Below are 12,648 nucleotides of genomic sequence, written 5' to 3' on the forward strand. Positions count from 1 at the left end.
ATGTGGAGTGACAAGGAGCCGGCGCCTGCCGCGACCGGCGCCGCCGAACCGCCCAAGGCCGACTGGCTGCGCGAGCTGCTGGAACCGCTGCGGCCCGCCTACCGCCAGGCCTTGACGCTGGGGCTGCTGATCAACCTCATCGCCGTGGGCTCGGCGGTGTACGCGCTGCAGGTGTACGACCGCGTCGTGGCGCATGCCGGCTACTCGTCGCTGGTGGCGCTGACGGTGGGCATGTTCATCGCCATCGCCTTCGACCATGTGCTGCGCGCCGGCCGCGCCCAGCTGCTGCAGCGCGTCGGTGTGCGCATCGAGGCGCAGATCGCGCGGCGCGCCTTCCAGCGCCTGATGAACCTGCCCGCGCTGGTCCTGGAGAGCCGCCCGCCGGCCTACTGGCAGACGGTGTTCCGCGACATCGAGCTGGTGCGCGCCACCTGCGCCGGCGCCACCGCGCTGCTGCTGATCGATCTGCCCTTCCTGTTCCTGTCGCTGGCGCTGCTGGCCGTCATCGCCTGGCCGCTGCTGCCGCTGGCGCTGGTGACCATTGCCGCCTTCATGGTGCTGGCCTGGCGCTCGGGCCGGGTCACGCGCAGTGCGGCCGAGGCCGAGCGGGCCAAGCTGATCGGCCGCGATGCGGCCATCGCCGAGCTGGCCGGCGCGCGCCTGCTGCTGAAGACGGCCGGCGCCGGCGCCACCGCCCATGCGCGCTGGGAGCAGCAGTACGCCGCCTGGATGGACGAGTCGCTGACGCGCAGCCGCGCCTCCGACCACTACCGCGACATCGCCCACGGCATGACGACGATCAATTCGGTCGTCACCACCGGCTTCGGCGCGCTGGCCATCCTGGCCAACCTGATGACCATGGGCGCGCTGATCGCCGCCAACATCCTGGCCGGCCGCATGGTCGCGCCGCTGGTGCAGCTGGTCGGGCAATGGCAGTCCATCGGCCAGTTCATGGCCGCCCGCAAGCGGCTGGACGCGCTGTTCGCCACGGCCCAGGACCGCAGCGAGACCGGCATCGCGCTGCCCCGCCCGCAAGGCGCGCTGCGCCTGGACGGTGCCGGCTTCACCTACCCGCGCAGCACGCAGCCGCAGCTGCAGGCGCTGTCGGGCCAGATCGGGCCGTTCGGCCTGCACGCAGTCATCGGCGCCAATGGCAGCGGCAAGAGCACGCTGCTCAAGCTGCTGCGCGGCCTGTATGCGCCGAGCGAGGGCCGGGTGCTGCTGGACGAAGGTGATCTGGCGCAGTTCTCGCAGGCAGACCTGTCGCGCTGGATCGGCTATCTGCCGCAGCAGGTGCAGCTGGTCTCCGGCAGCATCCGCGACAACATCGCGCTGGCCGAGCCGGGCATAGACGACGAGCTCGTCATCGCCGCCGCCCGCCGGGCCGGCGCGCACGACTTCATCATGGCCTTGCCCGACGGCTACGCCACCGAGGTGGGCGAGGGCGGCGGCCGCTTCTCGGGCGGCGAGCGCAAGCGCATCGCCATCGCCCAGGTGCTGCTGCGCGACCCGCCGGTGCTGCTGCTGGACGAGCCCACCGCCGACCTCGACCACGAGGCCGAGCAGGCCTTCCTGCAGACGCTGCGCGCCCTCGCGGCCGACCACACGGTCGTGGCCGTCACGCACAGCATCGCCGTGCTCAACCAGTGCAACGGCGTGGTGCTGCTGGACAAGGGCCGAATCAGCGCCGCCGGCCCGGCGCGCCAGGTGCTGGCCGCACTCGCTGCACAGCGTGCCAAGCCGGCAGCCCAGCCGGCCCAGCACAAGCAACCGGACCCGCATCTTGAAAACGCCTGACACGCTTGCGCCCCCCGCTGCGGCCGCGCCGCCCGACCGCCTCGACAGCCTGGTCGAGCGCGCCGGCCCGCCCGTCTGGCGGCGTGCCGACAAGCGGCTGACCCTGCTGATGCTGGCCGCGCTGGGCTGGTGCTTCATCGGCCAGGTGGACCAGGTCGTCACCGCGCCGGGCAAGGTCGTGCCGCAGGACAAGGTCAAGGTCGTCCAGCATCTGGAGGGCGGCATCGTCAAGCGGCTGGTGGCGCGCGAGAACAGCACGGTGAAGGCCGGCGATCCGCTGGTGGAGCTGGACCTGGCGACCGGCGGCATCAACCTGTCTGAGATGGCGGCCCGTCGCGCCGCGCTGCAGTTCGCCAAGGCGCGGCTGGAGGCCGAGTCGCAGGGCACGGCGCCGCGCTTTCCGGAAGACTTGAGCAACAGCTATCCGGCCGTGGCCGAAGCCGAGCGCTCGACCTACCGGGCCCGCCGCGAGGAACTCGCCGGCGCGCTGGAAGCCTTCAGTGGCCAGAGCTCGCAGGGCTCGCAGCGCGTGGCCGAGCTGCAGGCCAAGCTGACCTCGCTGAACGCCAGCCTCAAGCTGGCGCAGCAGGAGCTGGCCGTGTCGGAAGAGCTGGTCAAGGACAAGCTGGCCTCGCAGCTGGACCATTTCCAGCGCAAGGCCGCCGTCGAGCGCCTCAAGGGCGAGGTGGCGATGACGACGCAGGCCATCCCCGGCGCGCAGGCGGGCCAGACCGAATCGGCCGGCCGGCGCCGCGAGGAGGAGGCGCGCTTTCGGCGCCGCGCGGCCGACGAACTGGGCGAGCTGGAACGCAAGCTCACCAGCCTCGACCAGGAGCTGAGCCGCGCCACCGCACAGGAAAGCCGCGCCATCATCCGCGCGCCCATCGCCGGCATCGTGCGCAATGTGCGCTACCAGTCCGCCGGCAATGTGGTGAAGCCGGGCGAGCCCATCATGGAGATCGTGCCGGTGGGCGAGGAGCTGGTCATCGAGGTCAGCCTCAACCCGGCCGACCGCGGCTACGTGAGCCTGAACCAGCCGGCGCTGGTGAAGATCTCGGCCTACGACTTCTTCCGCTTCGGCGGCCTGGAAGGCAAGGTCACCGCGATCGCCGCCGACACCGACGCGGGCAAGGATGAACACCCGTTCTACCGCGTCACGATCAGCACCAAGAAGAGCTGGCTGGGCAGCACCGCCGGCCACCTGCCGATCACGCCGGGCATGGTGGGTGAGGTCGACATCCATGCCGACTCGCAGTCCATCTTCTGGATGCTGATCAAGCCCGTACTCAAGCTCAAGCACGAGGCCTTCAGGGAAGTCTGAAGCCCGCCCCGATTCTTCGCATCGATCCGCACATCAAAGGAAAAACGACATGGGACGTGTACCCAAGGCCCTGCTGGCCATCTCCATCGCCCAGATGCTGGCGTCACCCGCCCTCGCCCGGCCCATGGACGAGGAGTTGCGCAACCTGATGGTCGAGCACCCCCTGCTCAAGTCCACCCGCCTGTCGGTGCAGTCGTCGGACAGGAGCCGCGCCGCCGCGCGGGCCGGCTACTACCCGCGCATCAACCTCAGCGCCGACGCCGGCCGCGAGTCCATCAAGACGCAGAGCTACAGCAACGGCAACATCACGCCGGCCATCGAGACCGAACTGAACCGGCGCAAGGCCGGCCTGGTGGTGGAGCAGAACCTCTATGCCGGCGGCCGCACCGATGCGGCGGTGGCTGCGGCGGGGGTGGACGTGCAACTGCAGGACAGCAACCTGCAAAGCACCACGCAGGACGTGCTGCTGGAGGGCGTGACGGCCTATGTGCAGATGGCCCGCTACCTGACGCTGGCCTCGCTGGCGCGCCGCAACGAGGAGACCACGCAGCAGCAGCTGGACCTGGAGAACACCCGCGTGGAGCGTGGCGGCGGCATTGCGGTCGACGCGATGGCCGCACGCGTGCGCCTGCAACTCGTCAAGGAGCGCCGCGTGTTCTACGCGCAAGGCCTGCGCGAAGCGGTGGCGAACTACCAGCAGGTGTTTGGCCGCGAGCCTGACGTGAGCCGCCTGCAGCAGGTGGGCATCTTCTACGACCGCATCCCCAAGACGCTGGACGAAGCGCTGGCGCAGGCCCGCGAGCTGAGCCCGCGCGCCAAGGAGGCGGTGCTGCAGTCGCAGAAGGCGCAGGCACAGGCGCGCGTCGAACGCGCGGCCTACATGCCCTCGGTCGACCTGGTCGCTGCGCAGCTCAAGGATGTCAACGCCAACGCGCTGGCCCGCCGTGACGAGTCATCGCTGCTGTTGCGCGTGACCTGGCCGCTGTTCTCGGGCTTCGAGACGCAGAACCGCGTGGCCGCCGCCAATGCCAACCACCAGGCGCTGGTGGAGCGCGAGGCGGCCGTCAACAACCGCCTGGCCGAATCGGTGCGCGTGGCCTGGAACCAGCTCACCAACGGCCGCGAACGCGAGGAACTGCTGGAGGGCGCAGCCGCCATCTCCTACGACGTGATGCAAAGCCGCAAGCGCTTGCGCGACGCCGGCCGCGAGACGGTGATCTTTGTGCTGGACGCCGAGGTCGAGTACTACGGCGCGCTGTCCAACCGCATCAACGCCATGCACGACTCCGTGCTCGCCAGCTACCGCCTGCTGGCCGCGATGGGTGCACTGACGCCAGCCACGCTGGGGCTGGAGAACGGCAGCTTTGCGCTGCCGCTCAAGCCCTTTAACCCGGACGCGGCGGCCATCCTGCGCTGAGGCGTCGAGGGCCGCCTCAGCGACGACGTCATCGCCTTCTCCTGGGCCGAGCGCGCCGTCGCCGGTCGTTGCGAAGCAGCTATGCGAGCTGCGCATCCGGCTGCTGCGCAAGGTGACGCCGGCGGCTTGATCGTCAGGTGTGAAGCCCCGCACTGCGGGGCTTCTTTCATTTGGCGAGTGCCGCGAGCAGCTTGTCGTGGATGCCGCCGAACCCGCCATTGCTCATGCACAGCAGATGGTCGCCCGGCTTCGCCGCCTTGACGATGGCGGCCACCAGCGCGTCCACATCCGCGCCGACAACGGCCTGCGCGCCCATCGGCGCCAGCGCCTCCTTGGCGTCCCAGGTCAGCCCCTGCTGGTTGCAGAAGGCCAGGTCCGCCTCCTCCAGCGCCCAGGGCAGCTGCGCCTTCATGGTGCCCAGCTTCATCGTGTTGGAGCGCGGCTCGAAGATGGCCAGGATGCGCTCCACTGGCGCGATGCGGCGGCGCAAGCCATTGACGGTCGTGCGGATGGCCGTCGGGTGATGAGCGAAGTCGTCATAGACCTTGATGCCGTTCACTTCACCGCGCAGTTCCATGCGCCGGCGCACGTTCTGGAACTCGGCCAGCGCCGCAGCCGATTGCTCGGGCGACACGCCCACATGCTCGGCCGCCGCGATCGCAGCGAGCGCGTTGAGCTGGTTGTGCTCGCCGATCAGGCCCCATTCGACGCGGGCCACCTTCAGGCTGCCGCGCAGCACGTCGAAGGCCTGCGGCTCGCCGCGTGCGCGCAGCATGCCGGCCTCTTCCTTCTTGGCGCCGAAGCGCTGTACCTCGCTCCAGCAGCCGCGCGCGATGACGCGCTGCAGCGCCTCCTCGCGGGCGTTGACGATGAGGCGGCCGGTGGCCGGCACCGTGCGCACGAGGTGGTGGAACTGCGTCTCGATGGCGGCCAGGTCCGGGAAGATGTCGGCGTGGTCGTGTTCGAGGTTGTTCAGCACGGCGGTGCGCGGCCGGTAGTGGACGAACTTGCTGCGCTTGTCGAAGAAGGCGGTGTCGTACTCGTCGGCTTCGATGACAAACGGTGCCCCCGCGCCGACGCGGGCCGACACGCCGAAGTTCTGCGGCACGCCGCCGACGAGGAAGCCCGGCTGCTTGCCGGCGTGTTCGAGTATCCAGGCCAGCATGGACGTCGTCGTCGTCTTGCCATGCGTGCCGGCCACGGCCAGCACATGGCGGCCCTGCAGCACATGCTCGGCCAGCCACTGCGGGCCGGAGACATAGGGCAGGCCGGCGTCGAGGATGGCTTCCATCAGCGGGAAGCGCTCGCCGCGCGTGACGACGTTGCCGATGACGAAAACGTCGGGCTTGAACTCCAGTTGCTCCGCAGCGAAGCCTTCGATGAGCTCGATGCCCAGCGCCTGCAGCTGCGTGCTCATCGGCGGGTAGACGTTGGTGTCGCAGCCGGTGACGCGATGGCCGGCCTCGCGCGCCAGCGCCGCCAGGCCACCCATGAAGGTGCCGCAGATGCCGAGGATGTGGAGATGCATGTCGTTCGGCCCCGAGGGGCGCCAGAAGTCAGCGCAGGGCGGTGCGCGCGGCCGCGAGCGTGGCGTCGATGTCAGCCTGGCTGTGGGCCGCCGACACGAAGCCCGCCTCGTACAAGGCCGGAGCAAGATAGATGCCCGCATCCAGCATGGCGTGGAAGAAGCGGTTGAAGCGGTCCTTGTCCGTCGTCATGACCGTCGTGTAGTTCTGCGGCAGTTCCGGCATCAGGAAGAAGCCGAACATGCCGCCTTCGCTGTCCCCGCTGAACGGTACGCCGTTCTCGTCGGCGACCGTCTTCAGGCCGGTGACCAGTTGGCGGGTCTTGGCCGACAGCGCCTCGAAGAAGCCGGGCTGCTGGATCTGCTTCAGCGTCGCCAGCCCACAGGCCGTGGCCACCGGGTTGCCCGACAGCGTGCCGGCCTGGTAGACGCCGCCCAGCGGTGCCAGGTGTTGCATCACCTCGCGCTTCGCGCCGAACGCCGCCAGCGGCATGCCGCCGCCGATAACCTTGCCGAACACCGAGATGTCGGGTGCGAAGCCGGGGATCAGCTTGGCGTAGTGCGCCTGCGCGCCACCCAGGCCGACGCGGAAGCCCGTCATCACCTCGTCCAGCACCAGCAGTGCGCCGTGCTGGGAGCACAGCTGGCGCAGCGCCGTCATGAAAGGCCGCGACGCGCGCACGAAGTTCATGTTGCCGGCGATGGGCTCGACGATGACGCAGGCCAGCTCGCTGCCGTACTGCGCGAACGCCGCTTCCAGCTGCTCGACGTTGTTGTATTCCAGGACCACCGTGTCGGCGGCCGCGCCGGGCGTGACGCCGGCGCTGGTCGGGTGGCCGAAGGTGGCCAGGCCCGAGCCGGCCTTCACCAGCAGCGCGTCGGTGTGGCCGTGGTAACAGCCCTCGAACTTGATGAACTTGGCCCGGCCGGTGGCGCCGCGCGCCAGGCGGATGGCGCTCATCGTCGCCTCGGTGCCCGAGCTGACCAGGCGCACCTGGTCCATGCTGGGCACGAGCTTGAGGATCTCCTCGGCCAGCTCGATCTCGCGCTCGGTCGGCGCGCCGAAGGAGAAGCCGTCGACGGCCGCCTTCTGCACGGCCTCCAGCACGGCCGGGTGGCCGTGGCCCAGGATCATCGGCCCCCAGGAGCCGATGTAGTCGACATAACGCTGGCCTTCGGCGTCGTAGATATAGGCGCCTTCACCGCGGGCGATGAAGCGTGGCGTGCCGCCGACGGCGCGGAAGGCGCGCACGGGCGAGTTCACGCCGCCGGGGATCACGCGGGCGGCGCGTTCGAAGAGCTCGGTATTGCTGGCCATGAGAAAAGGAGATGAGGCTTAGTGCATGCGCCGCGGCATCTTGGGCGACGGCTCGGGTTCGGGCTCCTCGAAGCCCGGTTCGCCGTCTTCCTCGTCGGCCGGCGGCAGGGCCCAGAAGAAGCGGTCGGGCACGACATTGCCCATGCCGGGGCGGAAGCCCGCGTCCAGCGACTGGTCCAGGAAGGACAGTGCCTCGCTGACCGCCGAGTGCAGCTCAGCTCCGACGGACAACAGCGCCGCCAGCGCTGCCGACAGCGTGTCGCCCGCGCCGACGAACGACGTCTCGAAGCGCTCGAACTTCTCGCCGGCGATCGGTCCCTGCGCGTTCGCCAGCACGTTGTCGACGAACTGGTTGGGCAGCTGGATGCCGGTCACCAGGACATGCTGGGCGCCGGACTGGGCAGCGGCCACGGCCAGCTCGCGGGCCGACGGCGCGCGCTCGCTGTCCCAGTCGGGCAGCAGGAAGTCGGTCAGTGTCTTATGGTTGCCCACCAGCACGACCGTCTGCGGCAGCACCAGCTCGCGCAGCGCGTCGAGGTATTGCTGCTGGTCGTCCTCGTCGATCCAGGCCACCGAGGGCAGGTAGGTCACCAGCGGCACGTCCGGGTAGTCGCTCAGCACCTCGGCGACGGCGCTGACCGCCTCGGCATTGCCAAGGAAGCCGACCTTCCAGGCCGTGATGGGCACGTCTTCGAGGATGTGGCGGGCCTGCTCGGCGACGGTGTCGGGGTCCAGGGTCTCGTGCTCGAAGGTCTCGGCCGTGTCGCGCAGCACGATGGCGGTGACGACGGGCAGGCAGTGCGCGCCCATGGCCGCAATCGTTGCGATGTCGCCCGCCAGACCACCGGCGCCGGAGGCGTCGCTGGCGTTGAAACTCAGCACACAGGCCGGCGGCGGGCTTTCCTGTTCGTCCTGTGGTGCGTCAACCTCGGGGGCGGGGGAGAGGGGATTTGGGCTCATGGGAGGTCGTGGCGGTCGCGGCCGAAGAGCTGCCGCAAAGCGTGGAGTCTGCCGCTAATTGGGCGTTTCAGACGCCCTGGGCACAGGCGTTTGCCCTCAGCATTGCGCTCTCGGGCCCTGGCTAGAATGAGTCGATTGTAGTGAGCAAACCCTGAGAGACACGTGAGCGAACCCAGTACCTGGATGTGCCTGATCTGCGGATGGATCTACGACGAGGAGACGGGAGACCCGGAGCATGGCATTGCGCCCGGCACCAAGTGGGCCGATGTGGACATGAACTGGACCTGCCCGGACTGCGGTGCGCGCAAGGAAGATTTCGAGATGGTGCGCATCTGACCGGCCCTGCCAACCGCCGACTAGGCCCGGACCCGAGCTGAAGCTCCGAGGAGACAAGGTTTGAACGAGCAAGTTTCCAGTGCCGGCCCGACGCGGGTCCTGGTAATCGACGACAGCAACACCATCCGCCGCAGCGCCGAGATCTTCCTGAAGCAGGGGGGGCACGAGGTTGCCCTGGCCGAGGACGGCTTCGATGCCCTGTCCAAGCTTGGCGACTTCCATCCCGACTTGGTCTTCTGCGACATCCTGATGCCGCGCCTGGATGGCTACCAGACCTGCGCCATCATCAAGCGCAACCCGCAGTTCTCCGGCGTGCCGGTGATCATGCTGTCGTCCAAGGACGGCCTCTTCGACAAGGCCCGCGGGCGCATGGTGGGATCGCAGGACTACCTGACCAAGCCTTTCACGAAGGACCAGTTGCTTCAAGCCGTGCTGCAGCACCGGCCCTGAGAAGCCTTACTGAGAGAAAAGCCATGAGCATCCACAACATCCTGCTGGTCGACGATTCCAAGACCGAACTACACGCTCTCTCCGAGATGCTGATCAAGCGCGGCTACAGCGTGCGCACGGCCGAGAACGGCGAAGAGGCGATGAAGCGCCTGGCCGAGGCCAAGCCCGACCTGATCCTGATGGACGTCGTCATGCCCGGCCAGAACGGCTTCCAGCTCACCCGCGCGATCACGCGTGACGAGCGTTTCATGGGTGTGCCGGTCATCATGTGCACGAGCAAGGGCCAGGAGACCGACCGCGTCTGGGGCATGCGCCAGGGCGCCAGCGACTACGTCGTCAAGCCGGTCAAGGCAGAAGAGCTGCTGGCCAAGATCAAAGCCCTCGGCTGAAGACGCAAGGCGCTCACATGGCCAACAAGACCGCCCTGCGTGAACTGCAACAGCGCTTGGCCGAGCGCATGGCCGCGCGTGAAACGACGCTGATCGCGAACTGGCTGGCCGTCGAGTGCGCCGGTGTCGGCCTGCTGTTCTCGCTGAAGCAGGCCAGCGAAATCTTCGCGCCTGTGCCGATCAAGCCCGTGCCCTATGCCAAGCCCTGGCTGGCCGGCGTGGCCAACCTGCGTGGCGGTCTGTTCACGGTCGTCGACCTGGCCATCTATCTCGGCCTTCGGGACGCGGCGCCTGGTCGCGGCATCGCGTCGCCGCAGACGCGGCTGGTGTCGCTGAGCGCCGAGCTGAACCTGAACTGCGCACTGCTCGTGGACCGCCTCGCCGGTCTGCGCAGCGACGAGCAACTGCCGCTCGCGCCTGAGCAGCCTGCCGGGCCGCGACCGCGCTTTGCGGGCGCGCTGCGGCGCGACGAGACTGGCCGCCACTGGCAGGTGATCAATCTCGAAGCGCTGGCCAGGCAGGAGAACTTCCTGCACATCGTTGCGTGACGCGCGTTTACTAGCCCCTGTCCGCGCTGGGATGCGGACACCACAATCACCGAAGGAAGAGGGTTGAGATGAGCCTGCTGGACAAGATCAGGGGAAAGTCCGAAGCCGACGAGCCGCCGCTGGCGGGTCGCGAAGGCATCGACACCACCATCGACTCGCAGGGCGCCGTGTTCGACACGACCCGCACCGCCGACACGACGCTGGCCGGTGTGGAGCTGCCCCGCCCCGAGACCCTCGTGCGGCAAGAGCCCCCTTCCATCATCTCGGCGGCCGTGCCCACCGAGCCGGGCCCGAACAGCGAGTTCCCCGCCAGCTCGCTGAACTTCGCGCAGACCACACAGGCAGCCGACCCGACGATGCTGCTGTCGGCCGAGCCCGCCACCGGCGCCGAGAAGCTCGGCCAGCTCTTCAACCGCCATCGCCAGCGCGTGTTGACCGGCCTCGTGGCCCTGGGCATCGTCGGCACGGTGGCCTCGGTCGTCATGGTGCTGAACAGTTCCAACCGCAGCGCCGCGCAGGTGCGCGCCACCGGCCAGGCGCTGATGCATTCGCAGCGCATGGCCAAGTCCGTGTCCGCCGCGCTGGTGGGCAACCAGGCCGCCTTCGCGGAACTGCGCGAATCGGTGGGCACGCTGAGCGATGTCGTCACCAACCTGCGCACGGGTGAGGGCCAACTGGCCATCGCGCCTTCCGACGTGCAGCCGACGCTGGAGGCCCTCAAGCCGCTGGTCGAGCGCGCCGAGAAGAACGGCAAGGTCGTGCAGGGTCAGGAAAAGATCCTGACCCAGGTCGGCCAGGCGCTGCGCGCCATCAACCGCCAGTCCAGCGACCTGCTCGAAAGCGCCGAGGCCGTGTCCTCCCAGGCGCTGCAGATCGGCGCCTCCGCAGGCGAGGTTTCGGCGGTCGGCCAGCTCGTCATGTTGACGCAGCGCATCGGCAAGAGCGCCAACGAGTTCCTGACGCAGGAAGGCGTCAGCCCCGAAGCCGTGTTCCTGCTCGGCAAGGACTTGAATTCCTTCAAGCTCATCACCGAGGCCTTGATCAACGGCAGCCCCGAGCTGCGCCTGAACGCCGCGCGCGACCCGCAGCTCAAGGAACGGCTGCAGACCTTGCTGTCGCAGTACGAAGAGACGCGCACGCGCGCCAAGGCCATTCTGGACAACCTGCAAGGCCTGGTGGCGGCACGTGAAGCGCAGACGGCCATCCTGAACGACTCCGAGCCGCTGCGCAAAGGCCTGGAGCAGGCCGCGTCCGGCCTGGAAGAGTCCGGCGGCGCGGGCTGGGGCCTGGGCCTGCTGTTGACGGCGTCTGTGCTGGCCCTTTTGGGCGGGTCGGTCGGCTTCCTTCTGCTGTACCTGGCCGACCAGGGCCGCCGTGCGGAACAGGCCGAAGCCGAGAAGCAGCGTGCCGAGTCCGAGGAAGCCGAAGCCAAGCGCGTCAACGACGCCAACCAGGCGGCCATTCTGCGGTTGATGAACGAGCTGGCCAACGTCGCTGAAGGTGACCTGACGCAGCAAGCCACGGTGACCGAAGACATCACCGGCGCGATTGCCGACTCGGTCAACTACACGGTGGAAGAGCTGCGCAACCTCGTCGGCCAGGTGCAGGCGACGGCAGCCCGCGTGACGGACACGACCGGCGCGGTGGACCAGACCTCCACCGACCTGCTGGCCGCCTCGAAGGAGCAGCTGCACGAGATTCGCGCCACCGGTGAGGCCGTGCTGGGTATGGCGAGCCGGATTACCGACGTGTCCGCCCAGGCGCAGCAGACGGCCGACGTGGCGCGCCAGAGCCGGCAGGCCGCCGAGCAAGGCCTGGCCGCGATGCAGAACAACATCGCGGGTATGAACACCATCCGCGACTCCATCCAGGAAACCTCCAAGCGCATCAAGCGACTGGGCGAGTCGTCACAGGAAATCGGCGAGATCACCGAGCTGATCTCGGACATTACCGAGCAGACCAACGTGCTGGCCTTGAACGCCGCCATCCAGGCCGCGTCCGCCGGTGAAGCCGGCCGCGGCTTCTCGGTGGTGGCGGAAGAAGTGCAGCGACTGGCGGAACGCTCCGGCGACGCGACGCGCCGGATTGCCGCGCTGGTCAAGACCATTCAGACCGACACCCACGACGCAGTGGCCGCCATGGAGCGCTCGACGCGCGGTGTGGTGGAAGGTACGCAGCTGTCCGACGCGGCCGGCAAGGCGCTGGAAGACATCGACCGCGTGTCCCGCCAGCTGGACGACCTGATCGGCCGCATCTCCTCGGAGGCGCAGCGCGAGGCCGCACACGCCAACGAGGTGGCGTCCAACATCCAGCACATCTTCGCCGTCACCGAGCAGACCTCGGAGGGCACGCGCTCCACGGCGCAGATGGTGCATGAGCTGTCGCGGTCCGCCGAGGCGCTGCGCGCATCTGTGTCGCGGTTCAAGGTCGCCTGAACATGAAGCCCCTCGCCCAGTCTCGCGCCGCTGAACGCGCGCAAGCCCGGTCGGTCCCCCGAGGGGACGGCGATGCACGCGGCATCGAGCCGCATGCACATCGCCATCTCGGGCCGGCTTGGGAGCGGCCCGGCGCTCGGCCCGCCATGTGC

At 68.9% G+C, this 12,648-nt stretch carries 11 protein-coding genes; 8 read left to right on the forward strand and 3 right to left on the reverse strand.

Features of this window, described 5'->3' with window-relative positions:
• Genes ACG00Y_RS04630 through ACG00Y_RS04640 form a run of 3 tightly spaced genes read left to right on the forward strand, consistent with a single transcriptional unit; the run spans position 1 to position 4,535 of the window.
• Entirely contained in the window at positions 1–1,797 is a 1,797-nt protein-coding gene (locus ACG00Y_RS04630; protein WP_394476435.1) for a peptidase domain-containing ABC transporter, read from the forward strand.
• A complete protein-coding gene (locus tag ACG00Y_RS04635; protein WP_394476437.1) occupies positions 1,784–3,118 on the forward strand; it encodes an HlyD family type I secretion periplasmic adaptor subunit in 1,335 nt (444 codons plus the stop codon). Before ACG00Y_RS04630 ends, ACG00Y_RS04635 begins: the two co-directional genes overlap by 14 nt.
• Before the next feature lie 49 nt (positions 3,119–3,167).
• Positions 3,168–4,535, forward strand: coding sequence for a TolC family protein (locus ACG00Y_RS04640; RefSeq protein ID WP_394476439.1), 1,368 nt, complete (start codon positions 3,168–3,170; stop codon positions 4,533–4,535).
• A gap of 166 nt (positions 4,536–4,701) precedes the next feature.
• Here the strand turns inward: ACG00Y_RS04640 and mpl are convergent, their stop codons facing one another.
• From mpl to thiD, 3 genes are read right to left on the reverse strand one after another with little or no spacing between them, the layout of a single operon-like run.
• Positions 4,702–6,063: a UDP-N-acetylmuramate:L-alanyl-gamma-D-glutamyl-meso-diaminopimelate ligase gene (gene mpl / locus ACG00Y_RS04645; RefSeq protein ID WP_394476441.1), complete on the reverse strand. Its 1,362-nt coding sequence runs from the start codon at positions 6,061–6,063 to the stop codon at positions 4,702–4,704.
• Positions 6,064–6,091: 28 nt separating this feature from the next.
• Positions 6,092–7,378 carry a glutamate-1-semialdehyde 2,1-aminomutase gene (gene hemL, locus ACG00Y_RS04650; protein WP_394476443.1) on the reverse strand — a complete coding sequence of 429 codons (1,287 nt, stop codon included), beginning with the start codon at positions 7,376–7,378 and terminating at the stop codon, positions 6,092–6,094.
• 18 nt (positions 7,379–7,396) lie between these two features.
• Complete coding sequence (gene thiD, locus ACG00Y_RS04655) at positions 7,397–8,338, reverse strand: bifunctional hydroxymethylpyrimidine kinase/phosphomethylpyrimidine kinase (RefSeq protein WP_394476445.1); 942 nt, start codon at positions 8,336–8,338, stop codon at positions 7,397–7,399.
• A gap of 183 nt (positions 8,339–8,521) precedes the next feature.
• On the opposite strand from thiD, the gene ACG00Y_RS04660 reads away from it, so the two are divergent.
• The 5 genes from ACG00Y_RS04660 (at position 8,522) to ACG00Y_RS04680 (ending at position 12,496) form a co-directional block, all read left to right on the forward strand.
• Complete coding sequence (locus tag ACG00Y_RS04660; RefSeq protein ID WP_394477485.1) at positions 8,522–8,674, forward strand: rubredoxin; 153 nt, start codon at positions 8,522–8,524, stop codon at positions 8,672–8,674.
• A 60-nt stretch (positions 8,675–8,734) separates the two neighbouring features.
• Positions 8,735–9,124, forward strand: coding sequence for a response regulator (locus ACG00Y_RS04665; RefSeq protein ID WP_394476447.1), 390 nt, complete (start codon positions 8,735–8,737; stop codon positions 9,122–9,124).
• 23 nt (positions 9,125–9,147) lie between these two features.
• Entirely contained in the window at positions 9,148–9,513 is a 366-nt protein-coding gene (locus tag ACG00Y_RS04670; RefSeq protein ID WP_394476449.1) for a response regulator transcription factor, read from the forward strand.
• Between the two features lie 17 nt (positions 9,514–9,530).
• Entirely contained in the window at positions 9,531–10,061 is a 531-nt protein-coding gene (locus ACG00Y_RS04675) for a chemotaxis protein CheW (protein ID WP_394476451.1), read from the forward strand.
• Positions 10,062–10,129: 68 nt separating this feature from the next.
• Positions 10,130–12,496, forward strand: coding sequence for a methyl-accepting chemotaxis protein (locus tag ACG00Y_RS04680; protein ID WP_394476452.1), 2,367 nt, complete (start codon positions 10,130–10,132; stop codon positions 12,494–12,496).
• Positions 12,497–12,648 lie beyond the last annotated feature (152 nt).

The sequence above is a fragment of the Pelomonas parva genome (assembly GCF_043555835.1).
Classification (GTDB): Bacteria; Pseudomonadota; Gammaproteobacteria; order Burkholderiales; family Burkholderiaceae_C; genus Pelomonas; species Pelomonas parva.